The organism is Mesorhizobium sp. B2-3-13 (assembly GCF_006442195.1).
GTDB lineage: Bacteria > Pseudomonadota > Alphaproteobacteria > Rhizobiales > Rhizobiaceae > Mesorhizobium > Mesorhizobium salmacidum.
The window spans coordinates 302,600-325,106 of the sequence record NZ_VFVQ01000003.1; the positions used below are offsets into that span (position 1 = coordinate 302,600).

Consider the following 22,507-nt stretch of genomic DNA (forward strand, 5'->3'; position numbering starts at 1 on the left):
TTCTGTGCCGAAGCGGACCAACTGTCCCAGGGTTGCGAGGCATGGCACAAACCTACAGCATGTCGCGGCGAATGGGATTCGCCCGACCTGCTGTAGGCTTCTGATTTAATGCATGTCGTTGTCCCGGAACCGAGGACACTTCCGGGCGACATGCATTAGCCAACGCGTTGAGATTCAGGTCAGGCCGAACCGAAAATGGCTGACGCCGAGAGCTAGGCCAGCATCTGCGCGCTGGCCGTCCTGTCGATACCGCGGTGGGGTGGATTGAACAGCCTGCCTTGCTGTTCGTAGGTCCATACCTTGAACAAGGTGAGCCGGTGCGGGCCGAAACTGTGCAGCAAGGGAACGTCGGTGGCGTCGCGGCCGCGCGCGATGACGACGCGACCAACCCTGGGCCGGTTATGGCGCGGATCGAACGTGTACCACTTGCCGTCGAGGAACGCTTCCATCCAGGCCGAGAAATCCATCGGCGCCGGATCGGCCGGCACGCCGATGTCGCCGAGATAGCCGTTCACGTAGCGCGCCGGAATGTTCATGCAACGGCAAAGCGTGATGGCCAGATGGGCGAAGTCGCGGCACACCCCGACGCGTTCCTCGTGCGCCTGCGCGGCAGTGCGGGTCGAACGCGCATAGCCATAGCCGAAGGACAGGCGGTTGTGGACATAGTCGACAATCGCCTGCACCCGCGCCCAACCGGACGGAAGATGGCCGAAAAGCTGCCAGGCGAGATTGCTCAGATGATCTGTCTCGCAATAGCGGCTGCCCAGGAGATAGAAGAGCACCTCGTCGGGTAACTCGGCGACCGGCATTTCCCGGGCCAGCGTGTTGACCTCGTCCGTCTCGCCACTGTCCTCGACAACCGCGTCGTAGAGGATGCGAAAGCCGCCGGCGGGCGCGGTGAAACGGCGGCAGGCATTGCCATGCAGGTCGTGATAGAGCCTGGTCGGCACCGATGGCGAGATGAGCACACGTGTCTGCCGCTTGATGTCGGCCCGCCTGTCCTTGTGGATTTCGAGCAGAGAAATCACCGGGGTTGCCTCGGCGCATTCAATCGCGATCTCGTAGCCGAGGCGTATCAGCATGGGCGTGGTCCCTGGTTCGCGTGATGGGAATTGTACGATTTCAAACGTTGCGAGGTGACGGTGGTTCCCTGGATCGCGACCCAAAAGCGCTCTCGCGCCTTTTCATGTCGGCACCTTGGCGTTACGGTTGCGTCCTCCCTCGACACCCTCCCCCGGACTTCAAGGAAAATCATGTTTGCTGGCAAAAAATTCGCCGCCTTCCTCTTCGATATGGACGGCACGCTCATCAATTCCATCGCCTCGGCGGAGCGGGTCTGGGGCGACTGGGCGCTGCGCCACGGCCTCGACGTCGCGGCCTTCCTGCCGACAATTCATGGCGTGCGGGCGATCGAGACCATCACCGCCCTTGCACTCCCGGGCGTCGACCCGACACACGAAGCCGATTTACTGCTGAAGGCCGAGGCCGACGATCTCGAGGGCATCCTCCAGATCTCCGGTGCCGTGGCGTTTCTCAACGCGCTGCCGCCGGAGCGCTGGGCGATCGTAACCTCGGCGCCACGCTCGTTGGCGCTTGCACGCATGAAGGTCGCCGGCATTCCTGTCCCTGGGGTCCTCGTCGCGGCGGAGGATGTTTCCCGTGGCAAGCCGGCGCCCGACTGTTTCCAGCTCGGCGCAAGACGGCTTGGCTTCGACGCGCGTGACTGCCTGGTGTTCGAGGATGCCCCGGCTGGCATCGCGGCGGCGGAGGCGGCGGGAGCGTCGGTCATGGTGATCAACGCCACGCACCAGCATCCCCTGGCAACACAGCATGCCACGATCGCCGGTTACGATGACATCGACATCACCGTCGACGAACGCGGCTGGGTTGCGCTCGAGCCCCAGCGCAACGCAGCTTAGAGTGCAGCGCGGCCTGGAGTGTGCCGAGATTCAGGTCAGGCCGAGTCGAAAACGGAAGCTGCCGAGAACCGGAACGGAGCGTACTGAGGTATGTGAGCAACGGAAGCGCAGGCAGCTTCCGTTTGCAGGCCGGTCTCATCTGAATATCAACACACTCTAGAAGTCGCTGGTCAGGCCTTTGACCTCCCAGTCGCCATAGCGGCCGGGTTCCTTGCCGCCGCGGCCGCCGATTTCCCGGGGCAGTGCTGCTTCCTTGCGGCGGTAGTCTTGCCGCCTTGCCTCGGCTTCCTGCAGCGCGCGGCGGGCGGCGGGCGTCAGCTCTTTTGGCGGCTCGCCGTCATCCGTGCCGGCTGGCGTTTTACTGGTTTCATCGTTCATGCGATATCTCGAGCGGATTGAAACAGGAACAGGCGTTTCCCATCATATAGCGATGACGTCACGAGGATCGACCCTTTTTCACCACCATCCGGACAGGAGCAGACGATGAACACCATTCGCACCGCCATGCTTCTCGCCGCCATGACTGCGCTGTTCATGGGCGTCGGCTTCCTGATCGGCGGTTCGGGCGGCATGATGATCGCCCTGCTGGTCGCTGCCGGCACCAATTTGTTCAGCTACTGGAACGCCGACAAGATGGTGCTGTCGATGAACCGCGCCGTCGAGGTCGACGAGAAGAACGCGCCGGAATATTACGCCATCGTCCAGGCACTGGCCAAACAGGCCGGGCTGCCGATGCCGAAAACCTATCTGATCGACAATCCGCAGCCGAATGCCTTTGCCACCGGCCGCAATCCGCAGAACGCGGCCGTCGCCGCCTCCACCGGCCTGCTGCAGCGGCTGACCCATGAAGAGGTCGCCGCCGTGATGGCGCATGAGCTCGCCCACGTCCAGCACCGCGACACGCTGACCATGACCATCGTCGCCACCTTTGCCGGTGCCATCTCGATGCTCGGCAATTTCGCCTTTTTCCTTGGCGGCAACCGCGACAACAACCCGTTCGGCTTTGTCGGCGTGCTGGCGGCGATGATCGTCGCGCCCTTCGCGGCCATGATCGTGCAGATGGCGGTCAGCCGCACCCGTGAATACGAGGCCGACCGGCGCGGCGCCGAAATCTGTGGACACCCGCTATGGCTGGCCTCCGCGCTTGACAAGATCGCCCGCGGGGCCGAACGCATTCCCAACCCCGATGCCGAGCGCAATCCCGCGATGGCGCATCTCTTCATCATCAACCCCCTGCATGGCGAGCGCATGGACAGTCTGTTCTCCACCCATCCGAGCACCGACAACCGCATCGCCGCCCTGCAGGCAATGGCGCAGCAGATGGGCGATGGCGCTCCGCGAACCGCGCAGCGCCAGGCACCGACGCCACCGCAAATGGACGAGCCGCAAGCAGCTGGACCGTGGGGCAAGCCGGCCGAACCGGAACAGCCGGCCGAACCGGCCAGCCCGAAATCCAATCCGTGGGGTCGCAACCCGACCGGGCCCAAGGGCCGGTGGTCGTGAGCGTGGCGGGCAGAGCACCTCGACGCACGGTTGCAGGCGATCAGGAACACAATGCCGGCGGCGAGTTCGTTGCCGGCCTCGCCGCGCGGAAGGCTGCGGCGCGGCTGCTGGCCGCAGTCATCGATGCCCGCACGCCGCTTGATGGCCTGACCGACCACGAGAACGGCCATCCGCAATACAGGGTCCTCGATTTGCGCGACCGTGGCCTGGTGCGCGCCATACTGGTAACCGCGCTGCGCTACCGCATGACCATCTCGGGACTGCTGGCGCGGCGCCTGGAAAAGCCGCTGCCGCCCAACGCGACCGCCTTGTCGCACATATTGCATGTGGCGGCAGCGCAGATCCTGTTCCTCGACATTCCCGACAGCGCCGCCGTCGACCTAGCCGTGACCCACGCCAAGTCCGACCCCCGCACGCAGCGTTTTTCCGGCCTGGTCAACGGCGTGCTGCGCACGCTGGCGCGAGCCAAGGAAGCCGAGCTTCCGGCCGCGCTTGCCGCCACAGACGAAGCGCCAAAATGGTTTTCCGACCGGCTGAAGGCCGCCTATGGCATCGAGAAGGCCCGGCAGATCCTGGCTGCCCATCGCCACGAGGCGCCGGTCGATTTCTCGGTCAAGGCCGATGCCGAACTCTGGGCCGAAAAGCTCGGCGGCATTGTCCTGCCCACCGGAACGGTTCGGGTGGAGAAGCTAGCCTGCGCCGTCACGGAATTGCCGGGCTTCGCGGAGGGGGCATGGTGGGTCCAGGATGCTGCGGCCAGCCTTCCCGCCCGGTTGTTCGGCGATGTCGCCGGCCTGCGCGTCGCCGACCTTTGCGCAGCGCCCGGCGGCAAGACCGCGCAGCTCATTCTCGCTGGCGCCAGGGTCACAGCGGTAGACACCTCGAAGAACCGCCTGGCGCGGCTGGCGCAGAATCTCGGCCGCCTCGGCCTCTCCGCCGACATCGTCCAGGCCGATCTGCTCAAATACGAGCCCAGCGAATTGTTCGACGCCGTGCTGCTCGATGCGCCATGTTCCTCGACGGGCACGGTGCGGCGGCATCCGGACGTGCCGTGGACCAAGACGGCGGCGGACGTCGAAAAACTCGCCGACTTGCAACGCAGGCTGCTCGCGCGCGCCGTTACACTGGTCAGGCCCGGCGGTAGGATCGTCTTTTCGAATTGTTCCCTCGATCCGCTCGAGGGCGAAGAACTGCATCGTTCCTTTCTCAAGGACACGGCTGCGGTCATTGACGATCCGCTGCGGCAAGGCGAGATCGCCGGCATCGATTCGTTCCTGACGCCGCAAGGCACACTGCGCACCACGCCCGCCGATCTTGACCTCGGCGCGCCGGAGCGCTCCGGTCTGGACGGCTTCTTCGCCGCGCGCATGCGTCGAACCTCGGCCTAAGCACTGGGATTTGCAGATTTTTTTAGGAAGGAACCGGTCCAAAAGCAGGGGACCCGGCGCCGTCCTATGGAATTCGCCTTCGCATAAGTTCTTGAATCATATAAGCTTGTGCTTGGGGTAGAGGACGATCAGGAGGGGTTTTGGCACTGGCTGCCAGCAACACGACGCGTCTATGGACGCTGGTCGCGAAGGAGTTCTGGCGCAAGACGCGCCGGCGCCTGCGTGCCAGCCCGGTCTATCGCTGGCGCTATTCCGGCCGCACGCCCGAACGTGTCCTGATCGCGCCGCCGGACCTGCGCCTCGCCGACCCGCAGATCGCACTCGAGATCTATTACGGCCGCTATCCCCTGTCTGGCCATCTGGTTGAGACCGGCGGCAAATCCCCTTTCCAGATCAATGTCCCCAATCACGGGTGGCAGAAGACGCTGCATGGCTTCCGCTGGCTGCGCCACATGCGTGCCGCCGGCACGGAGCTCGCCGCGGCAAACGCCCGCGCGCTCGTCTCCGACTGGATCGCCATGCATGGCAACCATATTTCAGGCATCGCCTGGGAGCCAGGCACGACGGCCAAACGCATCATCGCCTGGCTGCAGCATTCCTCCGTCGTGCTGCAGGGCGCCGAGTTCCCCTTTTACCGCGCGTTCCTGAAATCGCTGGCCATGCAGATCCGCTATCTCAGGTCGATGGCGCGCGAAATGCCCGACGGCAAGGACCGGCTGCGCGCCCGCATCGCGCTGGCCTTCGCGGCACTGTCCCTGCCGGCGCCGGCTTCCGCGCTGCGCGGCGCCACCCGCAACCTTGCCGGGGAACTCAATCGCCAGATCCTTGCCGACGGCGGCCATATCTCGCGCAATCCAATGGCTGTGCTGGAAATCCTCGCCGACCTCCTGCCGCTACGCCAGACCTACGCCAACCAGGCCGAAGCGCCGCCGCAGGCGCTGATCGGCGCCATCGACCGCATGCTGCCGGCGCTGCGCTTCTTCCGTCATCAGGATGGCAGCCTCGCCCGCTTCAACGGTATGGGCGCCACAATCCATGACCGCATCGCCACCATCCTGCGCCATGACGACACCGCCGGCTCCCCGCTGCTGCATGCACCGCATTCGGGCTATGAACGGCTGGCGATCGGCGGCGCCACCGTGATCGCCGATACCGGCCTGCCGCCGCCGGTCGACGTGTCCAATGCAGCCCATGCCGGCTGCCTCGCCTTCGAACTGTCGTCGGGCCGCCAGCACTATATCGTCAATGCCGGCATCGACACCTACGGCGCCGCGGAGTTCCGGCCACTGGCCCGCGCCACCGCAGCGCATTCGACAGCCACCATCAACGACACGTCTTCGGCGCGTTTCACCCACGCGCTGCGGGTCAACGACCAGTTGGGATCACCATTGATCGGCGGCCCGCAGCAAGTGCAGTGTAAGCGCATCGACCAGAAGGGCGTCCACGGCTTCATCGCCCGTCATGACGGATATCTGCAGCGTTTCGGCTTCCTGCACGAACGTGAGCTGAAACTCTCCTCGGACGGCAATGTGCTGGCGGGCCGGGACCGGTTCCAGCGGCCCGGCAACGCCGCGATCCGCAACAGCGGCCGCGATTTCATCACAGTGCGCTTTCACGTCCATCCGGACATCAATCTGCTGCAAGACGAACAGGAGCGGCTGGTGCTGACCGCCGATCTGGCCGACACCTGGGTGTTCACCTCGGACGAGGTGGTGCCCGAAGTTGAGGAATCGATCTATTTCGCCGGTCTGGGCGGGCCGCGCCGCAGCCGCCAGATCGTGCTCGCCTTCAAGGCGTCCGACATTGCCGAAGTCCATTGGCAGCTGACGCGGACAAAGATCGCCGGTTATCCGGAAAACAACTGAAGCGCCGCCAAACCAGTCGGCTCAAGCCTGCTGCGGGATACCGAAGGCGTCATAGGTGCTGAGCGATGGCGGGCCGGCGAAGGCGAAGCGGATCTTGTCGACCATCGCCGCCGCCTCGCCGCTTCGGTCATAGCGCTCGGCATCCTCTGCCGTGCTCCAAACGGTGATTGCCATGAACGTGTCGCGCGCCTGGTGCTGCTGCAGCAGAACGGCGCTGATATTGCCCTTGGCAGCGCGGATGGCGGGGACCGCCTCGGCTTCGTAGACGGCCCGCAACCGCTCCGTCGTGTCCGGCAACGCCCTGAACTGGCCAATACGCACGAATGCCATAGGTTTTCCTCCATCGCGAGCACATGAGCCTATACTGGATGCCCTCAATTTCATATGAAACCGTCGAATGACGCGCGACGCTTGATTTCCGGGCCTCATATGCTACGGCGCGGGCATCCATCACACCAGCCGTGAAAGGCCGCCAGCCAATGGCCGTCGCCGCCAAGAACATTCCCGCCCCGGACCTCGTTCCCGTCCGCCGTGCCTTGCTCTCCGTCTTCGACAAGACCGGCCTGATCGATTTCGCCAGGGCACTGGGCGCGGCCGGCGTCGAGCTCGTCTCCACCGGCGGCACGGCAAAAGCGATCGCCGAAGCCGGCATGGCGGTGCGCGATGTCTCCGAGCTCACCGGTTTTCCCGAGATCATGGACGGCCGCGTCAAGACGTTGCACCCGTCCGTGCACGGCGCGCTGCTTGGCGTGCGCGACGATCCCGAGCATGCATTGGCGATGCGCAAATACGGCATCGAGCCGATCGATCTCGTCGTCTCCAATCTTTATCCGTTCGAGGAGGTCCGCCGCTCCGGCGCCGACTACGCGGCGATCGTCGAGAATATCGACATTGGCGGCCCGGCGATGATCCGCGCCTCGGCCAAGAACCATGCCTATGTCGCCATTGTCACCGATCCCGGCGACTACGCCGCGGTGCTCAACGCGCTGGAGATGAACATCGGCTCGCTGTCGCTGGATTTCCGCAAGAAGCTGGCGGCCAAGGCCTTCGCCCGCACCGCCACTTATGACGCGGCGATCTCGGGCTGGTTCGCCGAGGCGCTGGAGATCGAGCATCCGACCTGGCGCGCCTTCGGCGGCAGGCTTGCCGAGGTCATGCGCTACGGCGAAAACCCGCATCAGGATGCCGGCTTCTACGTCAATGGCGACAAACGGCCGGGCGTCGCCACGGCGCGGCAGCTGCAGGGCAAGCAGCTATCCTACAACAACATCAACGACACCGATGCCGCCTTCGAACTGGCCGGCGAGTTCGATCCGAACCGCTCGGCCGCCGTCGCCATCATCAAGCACGCCAATCCGTGTGGCGTGGCCGAAGGTACGTCGCTGAAAGCGGCCTACGCCAAGGCGCTCGCCTGCGACCCGGTCTCGGCCTTCGGCGGCATCGTCGCTTTGAACCGCGCCCTTGACGCCGAGGCGGCCGAGGAAATCGTGAAAACCTTCACCGAGGTGATCATCGCCCCCGACGCCACCGACGAGGCCGCGGCAATCATAGCTGCCAAGAAGAATTTGCGCCTGCTGGTCACCAGCGGCCTGCCCGACCCGCGCACGGCAGGCACGACGGTCAAGTCGGTTTCCGGTGGCCTGCTCGTCCAGGGCCGCGACAACGCCGTGGTCGACGACCTCGATCTGAAGGTGGTGACGAAGCGCGCGCCGACGCCCAGCGAAATGGCCGATCTGAAATTCGCCTTCCGCGTCGCCAAGCACGTCAAGTCGAACGCCATCGTCTATGCCAAGGACGGTGCCACCGTCGGCATCGGCGCCGGCCAGATGAGCCGGGTCGATTCCTCACGCATCGCCGCGCGCAAGGCGGTCGACGCGGCGGAGACGGCAGGCATGGCGGAGCCGTTGACCAAGGGCTCGGTGGTCGCTTCGGACGCCTTCTTTCCCTTCGCCGACGGCCTGCTGTCGGCCATCGAAGCCGGTGCCACCGCCGTGATCCAGCCGGGCGGTTCGATGCGCGACGACGACGTCATCGCCGCCGCCGACGAACACGGCATCGCCATGGTGTTCACAGGCGTGCGGCATTTCCGGCATTGAGGAGCTTCTTCCCTTCTCCCCTTGTTGTGGGAGAAGGAAGAGGCGCTGCTATTCAACTGGCCGATCCGCGGGATACGGCGTGCGAACCAGGATCGCCATGCCGATGGCCAGGAACAGGATAATCGCCGCCATGCCGAGCCGCGCCGAGCCGCTGGTTGCGGTAATCGTCGCCACCATGAACGGCGCCAGGAAACTGGTTGCCCGGCCGGCTAGCGCATAGATGCCGAAATAGCGGCCGGATTCGGCTGCGGTCACGCTGCGCGCCATGTAGGAGCGCGACGACGCCTGCACCGGCCCGAAAGCCAGGCCGATCAGCAGGCCGTACATGATGTAGGCCTTTTCGGCCGCCGTGCCGAACAGGCCTCCCGAGTCGGCGGTCGAAAGCTGGATCAGGCCAAGCAGCGTGAAGCCCGGGCCGGTCGAGACGACGCCGATGGTGGCGATGGACAGCATGACCAACGAAATCATCACCACCGCCTTGGAACCCAGGCCGGTGTCGAGCCGCGCCGCGATCCAGCAACCGAAGATGGCGACGACGTTGAGGATGATGCCGAACATGCCGATTTCGGTGATAGACCATTGGAACATGCCCGCCGCGAAGGTGCCGCCCAGCGCCAGCAGCGCATTGACGCCATCCTGGTAGATCATGCGGGCGACGAGGAAGCGGAAGATGCCGCCACGCTTGCGCACCTCGGCCAGCGTCGATTTCAGCTCCGACAGGCCTTCGCGCACCGCCGGCCCGATCGGGATGCCCTTGATGGCGTCGGGCGTGAAGAAGAACATCGGCAGGATGAACAGGAAATACCATCCGGCCGACAGCGGCCCGGTGGCGCGGGCATCCTCGCCCAGCTGCGGGTCAAGACCGAACAATGGGGTGATGCCGATGATCGTCTTGCCGGTTTCCGGCGAGCCGGCCAGGCAGGTGACGACGAAGATCAGTGCGATCATGCCACCGAGATAACCGAGGCCCCAGGCCACGTTGGAGATGCGGCCGATCTCGCTCTTCGGCACCAGGCGCGGCATCATGGAATCGTTGAAGACGGTGGAAAACTCCGCCGCCACCGACGCCAGCGAGAACAGCGCCACGATCAGGAACAGGTTCGAGCCGGGCGCGGCGAACCAGAGCAAGGTGAGACTGGTGACCTTGATCGCGGCGAAGAAGGCGATCCATGGCTTGCGCGGTCCGGTCTGGTCGGCGATCGAACCGAGGACCGGCGACAGCACCGCGATGACCAGCCCGGCAGCGGCGATGCCATAGCCCCAGACGGCTTGGCCGGTGGTGGGATCGCCCGCCATGCGCGAAACGAAATAGGGGCCGAAAATGAAGGTGGTGACGACCGTGAAGAACGGCTGCGCCGCCCAGTCGAAGAACATCCACCCCCAAATGCCGCGCCCGGACGCCCGCTGGATTGTCTCTACCGCCATAGTGATTCCCCCGGCACCCGCTCCGCCCATTTCGGGCGCCATGTCTGCATGTTTCGAATGTTCATGCAAATGGACAAGCGCTGGCTCACATTCCCGTCAAATCGCTCATCAGGCCCGACGCAACCGACAGCCGCGACACGGTGATGTCGCCGCCTTCCGTCAGCGCCTGTAGCCGATCGCGGATGCGCGCCACCCGCTCGCCGCCGGCTTCGAGCCAGGCCGCCACCGGATCGGCCGCCTTGGACTGGCCGGTGAGCGCGGCGACCGCGATACCGCGCCGTGCCGCGCCGATCGTGTCGGTGGCGCGGGACAGAGCGAGTTGATCATAATAGTCCGAAGGCGTGATCGAGCGCGCCGCATCCTCGACGCGCGGGATGCGGAAGGCGTCGCTGACGGCGAAGAACGCCCTGGCGGCCGCGACAATATCGGCACCGGCGGTGCGCGCCGTCAGCGTGATATCGGGGATGAGCTCCGCCGCCTCGCTCATCGCCAGCTGCTCGGCCAGCTTCTCCGGGGCGCCAGCCTTGAACAGCCCGTGCCGCTTCTCCTCGATCCGCTCGCGGGAAAAAGCCGGCAGCAGCGATACCAGTTTGGGCTCCAGCGCCTTGCGCGCCTCCTGCAGTTCGGCGATGCGCTGGCCGAGCGGTGCCGTGCCGGCATCGTTCTTCAGATACCAGCCGCTGCTCATATAGATGAGCCGGCTCACCATCTGGTAGAGATCGAGCTGCACCTGGCCGTCGATCTGGTTGTCGAGCGCGTCGATCTCGCGATAGAGCGCCGGCAGCGCAAAGCCATCGCGCACCACGGCGAAGGTGCGCACCACATCGGCGGCAGTGCGCCCCGTCGCTTCCTGCAGCCGGTTGACGAAGGACGGCCCTCCGCGATTGACCAGGTCGTTGGCCACGACACGGGCGATGATCTCGCGGCGCAGCCGATGACCGTGGATCTCGGAAGCGTATTTCTTCGCCATCCGGTCCGGGAAATAGCCCATCAGATCGCGGTCGAAATGCGCATCGTCCGGCACGTCGCTGGCGACGATGTCGGAAAACAGCACGATCTTGGCATAGGCGAGCAGAACGCCAAGCTCGGCCCGGGTCAGCGGCTCGCCGCGTGCCTCGCGCTCGGCAAGGGCTACCGGCGACGGCAACGTCTCGACCACACGATCGAGCAGGCCGCGCGCCTCCAGCGCCGTCATGAAGCGGCTTTGATGCGCGATGTCGGCGAGACCGCGCTTGCGGGCGATCGAAAGCGCCAGCGTCTGCTGGTAGTTGTTGGACAGCACCAGGCCGCCAACCTCGTCGGTCATCTCGGCCAGCAGCTTGTTGCGCGCCGGACGTGTCAGCGATCCCTTGCGCATGGCGGACGCCAGCGCGATCTTGATGTTGACCTCGACGTCGGAGCAGTTGACGCCGCCCGAATTGTCGATGGCGTCGGAATTGCAGCGGCCGCCATTCATGCCGAACTCGATGCGTGCGCGCTGCGTCACACCGAGATTGGCGCCCTCGCCGATCACCTTGGCGCGCGCGTCGAGCGCGGTGATGCGGACGGCATCGTTGGCGCGGTCGCCGACCTCGGCATTCGTTTCGGTCGACGCCCTGAGATACGTGCCGATGCCGCCGAACCACAACAGGTCGACCGGCGCCTTGAGGATGGCGGTCATGATCTCGACCGGCGTGGCGGTCGTCTTGGCGAGGCCGATCGCGACCGCCGCGGCCACCGGCAAGGAGATCGACTTCTGGTTGCGCGAGACGATGACGCCGCCTTCCGACAGCTTGGTCTTGTCATAGTCCTGCCAGCTCGAACGCGGCAACGCGAACATGCGCTCGCGCTCGGCCATCGAGGCCGCCATGTCAGGATCCGGATCGATGAAGATGTCGCGATGGTCGAAGGCGGCGATCAGCCGCGTTTTCGGCGACAACAGCATGCCGTTGCCGAACACGTCGCCCGACATGTCACCGACACCGACAACAGAGAACGGCGAGGTTTGGACATCGCGGTTCATCTCGCGGAAATGCCGCTTGACCGCTTCCCAGGCGCCCTTGGCGGTGATGCCCATCTTCTTGTGGTCGTAGCCGGCCGAACCGCCGCTGGCGAAGGCATCGTCGAGCCAGAAGCCGTGCTTCTCCGAGATGGCGTTGGCGGTGTCGGAGAAGGTCGCCGTGCCCTTGTCGGCGGCGACGACGAAATAAGGATCGTCCTGGTCGCGGCGCACTACGCCGGCCGGCGGAATGACGCCGTCCAGGCCGATATTGTCGGTGATCGACAGCAGGCTGGAGACAAAGTTCTTGTAAGCCGAGGTGCCGGCCTCGAAAATGGCGTCGCGGCCGGCGCTCATCGGCAGCTTCTTGGGATAGAAGCCGCCTTTGGCGCCGACAGGCACGATGACGGCATTCTTGACCTGTTGCGCCTTGACCAGGCCGAGCACTTCGGTGCGGTAGTCCTGGGCGCGGTCCGACCAGCGCAAGCCGCCACGCGCCACCGGGCCGAAGCGCAGATGCAGGCCTTCGACCTCGGAGCCGTAGACGAAGATTTCCCGCCATGGCCGCGGCGCCGGCAATCCCTCGACCGCCTGCGATTCGAGCTTGATCGCCAGCGACTGGCCTTTCTCTTTCGTATCGGCAACGAAATGATTGGTGCGCAGCGAGGCTTCGATCAGATTTAAATAGCGGCGGATGATGGTGTCGTCGTCGATGTTGGGCACATCTTCCAGCGCATCCCTGATCTTGGCCTTGAGGTGCTTGGCCGCCACCACGCCTTCCGTTTCCGCCGTCGGGCCGAGCCGCGCGATGAACAGGTCATGCAGGCCGCGCGCGATCTCGGGATAGCGGTTGAGCGCCGCGGCAATGAAATCCTGGCTCTGCGGAATGCCGACCTGCTGCAAATAGCGGCCATAGGCGCGCAGGATCGTGATCTCGCCCGACCACAGGCCGGCGGTCTGGGCAAGGCCATTATAGCCATCATTGTCGACATCGCCGCGCCATACCGACAGGAAAGCGTCCTCGAACAGCGCGCCGCCGTCGGCGAGGTCGATCGGCTTGCCGTAGCTGTTCTCCAGCTCCATGTCGTGGATGAAGACCAAGCCCGACTGGTCGTCGCCGACCTCGAAGGTGCGCTCACTGATGACACGGAAGCCGATGTTCTCCAGCACCGGAACGCGCCGCGACAACGCCACCGGGCTGCCATGGTGATAGATCTTCAGCGCCGCCTGGTGTGGCTTCTGCTCGGCATGGCGGTAATAGTCGATGGCGATCGGATTGCCGGCGCTGATCTTGGCGATACGCCCGGCGTCGGCCAGCGCCACCGCCGCGCTGAACGTATCCCGGTAGCTCTCCGGCAGCCGCGCGGCGATCGCTTTCAACGCCGGATCGCTGCCGCTGGCTTCCGCTGCGTCGGCAAGCGCATCTTCCCAGGTGCGCACGATGTCGCGGATCGCCGCCTCTATCGTCGCCTGCTCGACCTTCGGCGTCTTGCCGCCGGAGCGGCCGATGATGAAGTGAACGCGCGCCAGCCCGCCTTCGGGGAAGGCCGGGTAGTAGGCCGACAGCCGGCCCTCGAACACGGTTTTCAGATAGGCGCCGATCTTCTCGCGCACGACGCTGTCGTAGCGGTCGCGCGGCACGAAGACGAGGATCGAGACGAAACGGTCGAACTGGTCGGCGCGCACCAGCGCTCGCACGCGCGGCCGTTCGACCAGGCCGAGAATGGCAGCGGCATGCTTGCGCAGGATCGGAACCGGCACCTGGAACAGCTCGTCGCGCGGGTAGCTTTCCAGCACGTTGATCAGCGCCTTGCCGGAGTGGTCATGGCGGTCGAACCCGGACTTGGCGATGATGGTTTCGGCCTTGGACCTCAGATACGGGATCTTCATCACCGACCGCGTATAGGCGGTCGAGGTGAACAGGCCGACGATGCGCAGTTCGCCCGCCAGCGCACCCTTGGCGGTATAGGTCTTGACGCCGATGTAGTCGAGATAGATGCGCCGATGCACCAGCGACTTTGCATTCGCCTTGGTGACGATCAGCGGCTCCGGTCCGTGCAGGAAAGCACGGATTTCCGGCGTCGTCGTCACCGCCTCGGTCCCGCGCCTCAGCACCAGCACGTCCGGGTCGGTCAGGATGCCGAGGCCGGGCTTTTCGGCGCGTTCCAGATTGCCGCTTTCCTCGCCGCCGGTGTATTTGAATTCACGCATGCCGAGGAAGGTGAAGTTGTCGTCGCGCAGCCACTCCAGGAAGGCGATGGCCTCGGCGACGCTCTTCTTGTCGAGCGGCACCGCCGAATAGCGGAATTCGGAGATTGCCTGATCGAGCCGGGCCAGCATCGGCCGCCAGTCGTTGACCGCGGCGTGGACCTGTCCAAGCATCTTGCGCAGCCGCTCGGTCAAGCCATTTGCCTGTTCCGGCGTCAGCCGGGGAATGTGGACATGGATCACGCTCAGCCGGTCATGGCTTCCGTCATCCCTGGCGAAATTGCCGTCGCCGAGGATTTCGTCCACACCCGTCTTGCCATGGCGAACCGTGATCACCGGATGGGTGACCAGGGTCGGTTCACCTGATGTCTCTGTGACCTCGCCGAGGATGGAATCGAACAGGAACGGCATGTTGTCGTTGACGACCGTGATGACGGTCACCGGGCGGCCTTCGCGAACGACGCCCGAATCGGCTTCGACGGCGACGACGCACTCACCCTTTTTGTGAACGGCGACCGCCTGGCCGGCGAGATCGGCGGCACGTTCGAGGTCCGTCACGTCGTAGGCGGCGATATCCTCCGCCGGCGCGCGGGCGAGCAGGTAATCGGTGAGCCTGGCCGGTCTGTCCTCGATCTTCGCCGCAGGTGCCTTCTTCTTCGACTTGGCTGCGGACTTCACACTGGCCATGACGCTTCTTCCCTCCCGTCGCATGCTTTTGCGACTATGGTAGCAGATGACCGCTGTTTGGCGACAAAGGTTTGACGGCTTGCTAAGAATTATCGGAATTCGGCGGCAAGGCATCGCCTGACGAGGAGAAATGATCCATGACCGGCAAAATCACCGCGCTTGACCTGGCCTCGGGAGAGCTGAGCGAGCCGACAAAAGCCTATTTCGCCAAATGCGAGGAAAAGCTCGGGCTCGTCCCCAACGTGCTCAGGGCCTATGCCTTCGACGACAAGAAGCTGCGCGCCTTCACCGACATGTATAACGACCTGATGCTGGGCGAATCCGGCCTGTCGAAGCTGGAACGCGAGATGATCGCTGTCGCCGTCTCCTCCATCAACCACTGCTACTATTGCCTGACCGCCCATGGCGCTGCGGTGCGTCAGCTCTCGGGCGATCCCTTGCTCGGCGAGATGATGGTGATGAATTTCCGCGCGGCCGACCTTTCCCCGAAGCAAACGGCGATGCTCGAATTCGCCGTCAAGTTGACGCAAGAGCCGGCCAGGATCGTCGAGGCCGACCGCGCTGCATTGCGCCAGGCCGGCTTCAGTGATCGCGACATCTGGGACATCGCCTCGACCGCGGCCTTCTTCAACATGTCGAATCGTGTCGCGGCCGCGATCGACATGCGGCCGAACGACGAATATCACGCCATGGCGCGATAGGGCCACGCGCGCTCCACCATCGGTCCTCGTTCTCATCAAGCGTTGACAGGCAGACACTGCCGGCTAGGTTTCCGGGAAACAAAATTTCCGAGGGGTGACTTCGTGCCCGAGGCTAACGCTTCGAGAATGGGAGCCCTTATGCTTGACCGAATTGCCAAACCCAGGATTGTTCTTTGCGCCCTGACCATGACGCTGGCGCTCGCATTCCCACCCGCCCATGCATTCGAGGCGGCGACAGCCTACCAGCCCATTTTCGAGACGGCGGCGGCCAAGACGGTAACGTTGACCGGCCACGACCTGACCATCGACCAAGTCATCGACATCGCCCGCAACGGCGCCAAGGTCGAACTCAGCCCGGAAGCGCTGCAGCGCTCGGCGGATGCCTACGGCCTGCTGCTCGAGGGTGCCGCCGAAGGTATCACGATCTACTGGTTCAACCGTGGCGCCGGCGACCAGCGCGAAACGGTGATCTTCTCCGGCGACCCGACGACGCCGGAAAACAGCAAGCTCCTCAAGGATCAGCAGCTCGCCCGCTTCAAGGGCGGGGTCAACAGAGGCTACGGGCCGGAGCTGCAGGAGGAGGCGCTCGTGCGCGCGATCATGGCGATCCGCGCCAACACCATGTCCTACGAAGCCGCCAGCCCGCAGTTGACGCATATGCTCCTCGAAATGCTGAACAAGCGGGTGACGCCGGTCGTGCAATCGCGCGGCACGCTCGGCGAAGGTGACCTCGCGACACTCGGCAATATCGGCGCGGCCATGGTCGGCGAAGGCGAGGCCTACCTCAACGGCGTTCGCATGCCGGCCGCGCAGGCCCTCTCGCAGGCCGGCCTGAAGCCGCTCGAACCGTTCGCCGCCGACCAGGCCGCGCTGATCAGCAGCAATGCCTACGCGCAGGCACAGGCGGTGCTTTTGCTGGAGGACGCGCGAAAACTGCTGGAATGGACCGACCTAAGCTACGCCATGGGGCTGAACGGCATGAATTCCAGCGTGACGCCGATATCGGTGCCGGTGCAATCCATGCGGCCTTACCCCTGGCTGACATGGGATGCGGCGAGGATCATGGACATGATCAAGGGCAGCTATCTCTTCGATGAGGATGCGGCCCGCATCATCCAGGACCCGGAAAGCATGCGCGCCTCCAGCCAGCGTCAGGGCTCGGTCTGGCAGGCCTGGGCGGATCTGCGCCAATCCGTGCTGCTCTCCATCAACTCGTCGGATCACAATCCAGCCGTGCTGCCGGGCCTGACGCCGCAGAGCTCGCCCGAGCTGAGCACACCGCAATTCCTGAAATATTACATCAAGGGCGGACCGCTGAGTAACGGCAAGTCCGGCTATATCTTCTCCAACGCCAACTGGGATCCCTATCCCATGGCCAATCAGGTCGAGGCTTTCACCATCTCTCTCACCAATCTTGGCGTCGCGGTGGCGCAGCGCATCGAGCGCTTCCGCAATCCCTTCTTCACCGTGGTCAAGCCGGTCGATGTGCTGAAGCCCGAAGAGCGCAAGGATATCCCGACCTTCGACGGCTATCTGCCGACCGATCTTTGGCAGGAACTGGCCGACCTCGGCACGCCGGTGACACCGAATGGCCAGGCCATCGTCGCCACCGTCGAGGACCTCGAAGCGCAGACCCGCATCAAAACGCAACGCGCCCGCGAAGCGGTCGATCTGTCGTTTCACCTGCTGGCTCAGGACCTGTTGACGGCAAGCTATTGGATGGAAATCCGCAAGGCGCAGAACCCGCAGCGGAAATTCGGTGAGGCGCCAACCGCGGCACTCGAGGCGCTGCGCCAGGTGATCCCCTGGCATCAGGCGGCATCGGAACGGCAAAAGCGGCCGCTCGGCATGGTCGCCTATGATTTCATGCAGGAGAACCCGGCCTCGAAATTCTATCCCGGCGGACCGCAGGCGCCGAAGAGTGCCGCATTTCCGACGGCCGGCGTTCTGCCCAAGTGATGAAGGCCGCCGCAAGGCGGGTATCCAGGATACCGATGCCCACCTTCAGGACGGTCGAGTAGCATATGGCGATCACCTCGCGGAGACGAATATTAGCGCTGGCGAATTTTCATTGCCTGCTGGTCATTTTGGCCCGATGATCGGCAGGCGGCATGACCGCATGTCGGTTCGATGCCGCTGATCAGGGAGGAGAGCATGGCAAAGTTTCTCTACATCTATCATGGCTCGGGCAAGATGCCGGCGAACGAAGCGGACCGCAAAGCAATGACCGACGCCTGGACAGGCTGGTTCGGAAAACTCGGCTCGGCCGTGGTCGAGCGCGGCAATCCTGTCGGCATGTCGAAGACGGTGCTGCCCGGCGGCAAGGTCGAGAACAATGGCGGCAGCAACCCGACCGGCGGCTATTCGATCATCGAGGCGAAGGACATCGATGATGCGGCCAGCAAGGCCAGGGAGTGTCCGATCCTGATGGAGCCGAACTGCAACGTCGAGATCGCGCCGATCATCAACATGATGGGCTGACGCCTGCTTAGAGCAATTCCAGGAAAAGTGCGAAGCGGTTTTCCCCGGAGAAGCGCGTAGCGCTTTCCCTAAGGAATTGCGTTAAAAAAGAGCTAGAGTGGTTCGACGTTTCCATAAAACGGCGAACTGCCCTAGGACCGCGCCGCGATGGCCGCCGCGGCACCGGCCATTGTCGTGGCGCTGACGCGGTTGGCGATCTTCATGGCGCGCTTGCTCCTGAGCAGCTTGCGCGCCTGCGAGGCGGCAAGCACCCAGGCGAAATCGATTGCGATCAGCACCACCGCCATGGTCGCCGTCAGCTCGACCCAGCCGACGAGGCCGACCGAAGCGAGGTCTATGATGGTCGGCAACAGCGCCAGATAGAACATCATGATCTTGGGATTGCCGAGCGTGACGGCCATGCCGGCGAAGAACAGCTTGCCGGCCGAATCCTCGCGCGGCATCTCGCCTTCCTTGGCGTCGACGGGCGCCGTCCACATCTTCCAGGCGAGGTAGGCGAGATAGGCGACGCCAACCCATTTCACCACGACGAAAGCGAGATGGAAGGTCTGCGCCACCACCGCCAGCCCGAACACAGCCAGCGACAGCCAGATGCCTTCGCCGATCCACATGGCAAGCAGGAACGGAAACACATCGCGAAACCCTTTCGAGATGACGCGCGCGACGAGCGCCGCGATCGACGGACCGGGCGAACCGGCGGCCACGAACAAGGCGGCGGCGAAGATCAGCAGTGAGGCGAGGTGCATGGCGAAGGTCTCTGCGTTGGGGCTCGATCAGCCACAATAACCCGACAGCTGCGGCTCTGGCAAAGGCAAGACAATATGGGCCGTGGGCGCTGACCTGCCGCGTGCTCGCGGAGCCCTTGCAGACCCGGCGTCACGCCGCTAGAAGGGCCGCCGCGAAACAATTTCGAGCCTCACTTTGCCTCAGTAACCGCCGGTCTCGTCAAACTCCCCCGACACACCTGCATGGCGCCGCATCAGCAGTGCCTGTTTCGTTTTCATGTGTTCTTCTGGGCGGCGGTTCGAGACCGGTTTGGCACTGCTGAACCGCTGTCGCACGCTTTTTGCAAGCGACACCTGTATTCACATTCTCCGCAGCCACCCGCCACGCCGCGCCCGCATGGGCATCTCGACATCGCCGACCGGATGAACTTCCCGACGGGAAGGACTTACCGGCATGTCTTCGGCCCTGCGCATCCACTGGACGATCGCGCCTGAAATCGCACCACGCCCCCTGATCAACTGCAATCGCTGCGGCTGCGTGAAAGCCTATCGCTGCAGCGGGAAATTCCGCGTCAACGCCAACGGCAAGCGCATCGACGTGTGGCTGATCTATCGTTGCGTCGATTGCGACAATTCCTGGAATTTCGGTATTTTCGAGCGCTGCAACCGCCGCGACATCGCGCCGGCGCTGCTCGCGGCACTCGAAAGCAATGATCCGGCACTGGTCCGGAGCCATGCCTTCGACATCGTTGCCCTGCGCAAACAGGTGGGACGCGTCGAGGAGTTCCCTGACGCCGCCGTGCGCAAGCAGGTGATCGGCGAGATGAAGGAAGACGCGACGGCGCTGGAACTCCGGCTCGGTCTGGAAATGCCGGTATCGCTGAGGCTCGACCGGCTGCTTGCCAACGAACTTCGCATCTCGCGGTCGCGGCTTCAGGCGCTGGACGAACGGAGGTTGCTGACCGTCGGGCCGGATGGAGCAAAGGCCCTGCGCAAACCGGCCCGAGAGGGAGCGACAATCCGCATCCATCTCGCCGGCGAGCCCGACCGTCGGACCATCATCTCGGCTGCTGGTGGATGAACGAAAAAGGGCGGAGCACAGGTGCTCCGCCCTCTCAGTTGTCGAAAAAGGAAAACCTTACGCCGCGCCGACCGCCTTGGACGACTTCTCGAAACGCTTACGCTCGTTCGGGTCGAGATAGAGCTTGCGCAGGCGGATGGTCTTCGGCGTCACCTCGACCAGCTCGTCGTCCTGGATCCAGGCCAATGCGCGCTCCAGCGTCATGCGGATCGGCGGGGTGAGCTTGACCGCTTCATCCTTGCCGGCGGCGCGGATGTTGGTCAGTTTCTTGCCCTTCAGCACGTTCACTTCGAGATCGTTGTCCCGGCTGTGGATGCCGATGATCATGCCCTGATAGACCTTGACGCCCGGATCGATGACCATCGGGCCACGGTCTTCCAGGTTCCACATGGCATAGGCGACCGACTCGCCCTGCTCGTTGGAGATCAGCACGCCGTTGGTGCGGCCGGGCAATTCGCCCTTGTAGGGTTCATAGGCATGGAACAGCCGGTTCATCACGGCGGTGCCACGCGTATCGGTCAAAAGTTCCGACTGGTAGCCGATCAGGCCGCGCGTCGGCGCGTGGAAGACGATACGCTGGCGGTTGCCGCCCGACGGGCGCAGTTCGACCATTTCGGCCTTGCGTTCCGACATCTTCTGCACGACGACGCCGGCATGCTCCTCGTCGACGTCGATCACGACTTCCTCGACCGGCTCCAGCAATTCGCCATTCTCGCCCTTCTGCATGACGACGCGCGGACGCGAGACGGCGATTTCAAAGCCTTCGCGGCGCATCGTCTCTATCAGCACGGCGAGCTGCAATTCGCCACGTCCGGAGACGAAGAACGAATCCTTGTCGGGCGATTCCTCGATCTTGAGCGCGACATTGCCTTCGGCTTCCCGAAGCAACCGGTCGCGAATGACGCGGCTGGTCACCTTGTCGCCTTCGGTGCCGGCCAGCGGGCTGTCGTTGACGAGGAAGGACATGGTCACGGTCGGTGGATCGATCGGCTGTGCATGCAGCGCCTCGGTCACCGCCAGGTCGCAGAACGTGTCGGCGACGGTCCCCTTGGACAGGCCGGCAATGGCGACGATGTCACCCGCCTGCGCTTCTTCAATCGGCTGGCGCTCGAGGCCACGGAAAGCGAGGATCTTGGAGATGCGGCCGGTTTCGATCTGGGTGCCGTCATTGTGCAGCACCTTGACGGCCTGGTTGGACTTCAGCGTGCCGCTCTCGATGCGGCCGGTGATGATGCGTCCGAGGAACGGATTGGCTTCCAGGATGGTGCCGATCATGCGGAATGGACCGGGATGGACGGTCGGCGCCGGCACATGCTTGATGACGAGGTCGAACAACGGCGCGAGCTGCTGGTCCTTGGGCCCTTCCGGGTTTTCCGACACCCAGCCGTCGCGGCCCGAACCATAGAGGATCGGGAAGTCGAGCTGCTCGTCGGTGGCGTCGAGCGCGGCGAACAGGTCGAACACCTCGTTGACCACCTCGACATGGCGCGCGTCGGGACGGTCGATCTTGTTGATGACGACGATCGGCTTCAAGCCGACCTTGAGCGCCTTGCCGACGACGAACTTGGTCTGCGGCATCGGCCCTTCGGCGGCGTCAACCAGCACGATGGCCGAATCCACCATCGACAGGATGCGCTCGACCTCGCCGCCGAAATCGGCGTGGCCGGGGGTATCGACGATGTTGATGCGGGTGTCCTTCCAGTCGACCGAGGTCGCCTTGGCCAGGATGGTGATGCCGCGTTCCTTTTCGAGATCGTTGGAATCCATGGCGCGCTCGGCGACGCGCTGGTTGTCGCGGAAGGAGCCGGACTGTTTCAAAAGCTGATCGACCAGGGTGGTCTTTCCATGGTCGACGTGCGCGATGATCGCGATATTACGGAGGTTCATGATTCTGATCTCGGAAGCGTTGCAGGCAGCAGGCCAAGGGCGCTGCCTCTTTCGGTTGCGCGGCTCATACAGGGTTTTTCGCAGTTGCGAAAGGGGACGCGCGACACCAAATACTCATCAAATCTTAAGCATCTGCGTGTGAAATGATTTTGTTAACCAAGGCGGGAACCTTTTAAGGCCCCGGGCAGTTCGAACGTCATGACCGATAAACTCAACCGATTTTGGCCGCTGATCGCGTCCGCTGCCTTTGCCGTCCTGCTGGCGGCCAACGCCGCGCAGTCGGCCGCGACGCTGAAGGAAGCGCGGTCTGTCCTGCCTGATAATACGCCTTCCGCGCAGCAGGCCTTTGCCGACGCGCCCGACGGCGTCGACCCGGTGGTCACCGGCCCGGTCAGCGCCGCCTTCAAGCAGAGACAGGCCAGCGCCAACTGCGATGCGGCGGTTTGGCCCAACATTCCAATGGTCTGCTACCCCGACTGAGACGCCTCTCGCGCCAGTTCTTACACGCTGAGGCGTGTTGAGATTCAGGTCAGGCCGAGTCGAAAATGGTGGATCCGAGAACC

17 protein-coding genes are annotated in these 22,507 nt (G+C 64.2%); 10 read left to right on the forward strand and 7 right to left on the reverse strand.

Annotation, left to right across the window (positions count from 1 at the left end; translation table 11 throughout):
* Positions 1-212: 212 nt before the first annotated feature.
* Positions 213-1,082, reverse strand: a complete 870-nt coding sequence (locus FJ941_RS06050) for a transglutaminase family protein (protein WP_140503900.1) — start codon at positions 1,080-1,082, stop codon at positions 213-215.
* Between the two features lie 171 nt (positions 1,083-1,253).
* Between FJ941_RS06050 and FJ941_RS06055 the strand changes: the two genes are divergently transcribed.
* The gene (locus tag FJ941_RS06055) at positions 1,254-1,919 is read left to right on the forward strand and encodes an HAD-IA family hydrolase (RefSeq protein WP_140503902.1); all 666 of its coding nucleotides are present in this window, start codon (positions 1,254-1,256) and stop codon (positions 1,917-1,919) included.
* Between the two features lie 156 nt (positions 1,920-2,075).
* Here FJ941_RS06055 and FJ941_RS06060 read toward each other — a convergent pair whose 3' ends face one another.
* Positions 2,076-2,297: a DUF1674 domain-containing protein gene (locus FJ941_RS06060; protein WP_027145146.1), complete on the reverse strand. Its 222-nt coding sequence runs from the start codon at positions 2,295-2,297 to the stop codon at positions 2,076-2,078.
* A gap of 105 nt (positions 2,298-2,402) precedes the next feature.
* Here FJ941_RS06060 and htpX point away from each other — a divergent pair, with 105 nt between their 5' ends.
* The 3 genes from htpX (at position 2,403) to FJ941_RS06075 (ending at position 6,675) form a co-directional block, all read left to right on the forward strand.
* Positions 2,403-3,422 carry a zinc metalloprotease HtpX gene (htpX, locus tag FJ941_RS06065; protein WP_140503903.1) on the forward strand — a complete coding sequence of 340 codons (1,020 nt, stop codon included), beginning with the start codon at positions 2,403-2,405 and terminating at the stop codon, positions 3,420-3,422.
* The gene (locus tag FJ941_RS06070; RefSeq protein WP_181169722.1) at positions 3,419-4,810 is read left to right on the forward strand and encodes an RsmB/NOP family class I SAM-dependent RNA methyltransferase; all 1,392 of its coding nucleotides are present in this window, start codon (positions 3,419-3,421) and stop codon (positions 4,808-4,810) included. The genes htpX and FJ941_RS06070 overlap by 4 nt, the downstream gene beginning before the upstream one ends.
* Before the next feature lie 140 nt (positions 4,811-4,950).
* Positions 4,951-6,675: a heparinase II/III family protein gene (locus FJ941_RS06075; protein WP_140503905.1), complete on the forward strand. Its 1,725-nt coding sequence runs from the start codon at positions 4,951-4,953 to the stop codon at positions 6,673-6,675.
* Positions 6,676-6,696: 21 nt separating this feature from the next.
* Here the strand turns inward: FJ941_RS06075 and FJ941_RS06080 are convergent, their stop codons facing one another.
* Positions 6,697-7,005: an antibiotic biosynthesis monooxygenase gene (locus tag FJ941_RS06080; protein WP_140503907.1), complete on the reverse strand. Its 309-nt coding sequence runs from the start codon at positions 7,003-7,005 to the stop codon at positions 6,697-6,699.
* A gap of 149 nt (positions 7,006-7,154) precedes the next feature.
* Between FJ941_RS06080 and purH the strand changes: the two genes are divergently transcribed.
* Complete coding sequence (gene purH / locus FJ941_RS06085) at positions 7,155-8,771, forward strand: bifunctional phosphoribosylaminoimidazolecarboxamide formyltransferase/IMP cyclohydrolase (RefSeq protein ID WP_140503909.1); 1,617 nt, start codon at positions 7,155-7,157, stop codon at positions 8,769-8,771.
* A gap of 48 nt (positions 8,772-8,819) precedes the next feature.
* On the opposite strand, the gene FJ941_RS06090 is transcribed toward purH, so the two are convergent.
* A complete protein-coding gene (locus tag FJ941_RS06090) occupies positions 8,820-10,196 on the reverse strand; it encodes an MFS transporter (RefSeq protein ID WP_140503911.1) in 1,377 nt (458 codons plus the stop codon).
* An 85-nt stretch (positions 10,197-10,281) separates the two neighbouring features.
* Positions 10,282-15,069 (reverse strand): NAD-glutamate dehydrogenase, encoded by a 4,788-nt coding sequence (locus tag FJ941_RS06095; RefSeq protein WP_140503913.1) that lies wholly within the window; start codon positions 15,067-15,069, stop codon positions 10,282-10,284.
* 137 nt (positions 15,070-15,206) lie between these two features.
* Here FJ941_RS06095 and FJ941_RS06100 point away from each other — a divergent pair, with 137 nt between their 5' ends.
* From FJ941_RS06100 to FJ941_RS06110, 3 genes are all read left to right on the forward strand, one after another.
* Positions 15,207-15,770 (forward strand): peroxidase-related enzyme, encoded by a 564-nt coding sequence (locus tag FJ941_RS06100; protein ID WP_140503915.1) that lies wholly within the window; start codon positions 15,207-15,209, stop codon positions 15,768-15,770.
* A 138-nt stretch (positions 15,771-15,908) separates the two neighbouring features.
* Positions 15,909-17,729, forward strand: a complete 1,821-nt coding sequence (locus FJ941_RS06105) for an aromatic amino acid ammonia-lyase (RefSeq protein ID WP_140503917.1) — start codon at positions 15,909-15,911, stop codon at positions 17,727-17,729.
* Positions 17,730-17,924: 195 nt separating this feature from the next.
* Positions 17,925-18,251 carry a hypothetical protein gene (locus FJ941_RS06110; RefSeq protein WP_027145156.1) on the forward strand — a complete coding sequence of 109 codons (327 nt, stop codon included), beginning with the start codon at positions 17,925-17,927 and terminating at the stop codon, positions 18,249-18,251.
* Positions 18,252-18,382: 131 nt separating this feature from the next.
* Here the strand turns inward: FJ941_RS06110 and FJ941_RS06115 are convergent, their stop codons facing one another.
* Positions 18,383-18,997, reverse strand: coding sequence for a LysE family translocator (locus FJ941_RS06115; RefSeq protein WP_140503919.1), 615 nt, complete (start codon positions 18,995-18,997; stop codon positions 18,383-18,385).
* Positions 18,998-19,430: 433 nt separating this feature from the next.
* Here FJ941_RS06115 and FJ941_RS06125 point away from each other — a divergent pair, with 433 nt between their 5' ends.
* Positions 19,431-20,057 carry a DUF1062 domain-containing protein gene (locus tag FJ941_RS06125; RefSeq protein WP_140503922.1) on the forward strand — a complete coding sequence of 209 codons (627 nt, stop codon included), beginning with the start codon at positions 19,431-19,433 and terminating at the stop codon, positions 20,055-20,057.
* Positions 20,058-20,114: 57 nt separating this feature from the next.
* Here the strand turns inward: FJ941_RS06125 and typA are convergent, their stop codons facing one another.
* Entirely contained in the window at positions 20,115-21,944 is a 1,830-nt protein-coding gene (typA, locus tag FJ941_RS06130) for a translational GTPase TypA (RefSeq protein WP_027145159.1), read from the reverse strand.
* A 198-nt stretch (positions 21,945-22,142) separates the two neighbouring features.
* Between typA and FJ941_RS06135 the strand changes: the two genes are divergently transcribed.
* On the forward strand, positions 22,143-22,424 hold the full coding sequence (locus tag FJ941_RS06135) for a hypothetical protein (protein WP_140503924.1): 282 nt from the start codon (positions 22,143-22,145) through the stop codon (positions 22,422-22,424).
* Positions 22,425-22,507: the final 83 nt, after the last annotated feature.

What these genes read in the sequence shown, in the direction of transcription:
- FJ941_RS06080 (WP_140503907.1), bottom strand. Translation starts at nt 7,005, where the DNA reads ATGGCATTCGTGCGTATTGGCCAGTTCAGGGCGTTGCCGGACACGACG.
- FJ941_RS06090 (WP_140503911.1), bottom strand. Translation starts at nt 10,196, where the DNA reads ATGGCGGTAGAGACAATCCAGCGGGCGTCCGGGCGCGGCATTTGGGGG.
- FJ941_RS06105 (WP_140503917.1), top strand. Translation starts at nt 15,909, where the DNA reads ATGCTTGACCGAATTGCCAAACCCAGGATTGTTCTTTGCGCCCTGACC.
- htpX (WP_140503903.1), top strand. Translation starts at nt 2,403, where the DNA reads ATGAACACCATTCGCACCGCCATGCTTCTCGCCGCCATGACTGCGCTG.
- typA (WP_027145159.1), bottom strand. Translation starts at nt 21,944, where the DNA reads ATGAACCTCCGTAATATCGCGATCATCGCGCACGTCGACCATGGAAAG.
- FJ941_RS06050 (WP_140503900.1), bottom strand. Translation starts at nt 1,082, where the DNA reads ATGCTGATACGCCTCGGCTACGAGATCGCGATTGAATGCGCCGAGGCA.
- purH (WP_140503909.1), top strand. Translation starts at nt 7,155, where the DNA reads ATGGCCGTCGCCGCCAAGAACATTCCCGCCCCGGACCTCGTTCCCGTC.
- FJ941_RS06135 (WP_140503924.1), top strand. Translation starts at nt 22,143, where the DNA reads ATGACCGATAAACTCAACCGATTTTGGCCGCTGATCGCGTCCGCTGCC.
- FJ941_RS06095 (WP_140503913.1), bottom strand. Translation starts at nt 15,069, where the DNA reads ATGGCCAGTGTGAAGTCCGCAGCCAAGTCGAAGAAGAAGGCACCTGCG.
- FJ941_RS06055 (WP_140503902.1), top strand. Translation starts at nt 1,254, where the DNA reads ATGTTTGCTGGCAAAAAATTCGCCGCCTTCCTCTTCGATATGGACGGC.
- FJ941_RS06060 (WP_027145146.1), bottom strand. Translation starts at nt 2,297, where the DNA reads ATGAACGATGAAACCAGTAAAACGCCAGCCGGCACGGATGACGGCGAG.
- FJ941_RS06100 (WP_140503915.1), top strand. Translation starts at nt 15,207, where the DNA reads ATGACCGGCAAAATCACCGCGCTTGACCTGGCCTCGGGAGAGCTGAGC.
- FJ941_RS06110 (WP_027145156.1), top strand. Translation starts at nt 17,925, where the DNA reads ATGGCAAAGTTTCTCTACATCTATCATGGCTCGGGCAAGATGCCGGCG.
- FJ941_RS06115 (WP_140503919.1), bottom strand. Translation starts at nt 18,997, where the DNA reads ATGCACCTCGCCTCACTGCTGATCTTCGCCGCCGCCTTGTTCGTGGCC.
- FJ941_RS06125 (WP_140503922.1), top strand. Translation starts at nt 19,431, where the DNA reads ATGTCTTCGGCCCTGCGCATCCACTGGACGATCGCGCCTGAAATCGCA.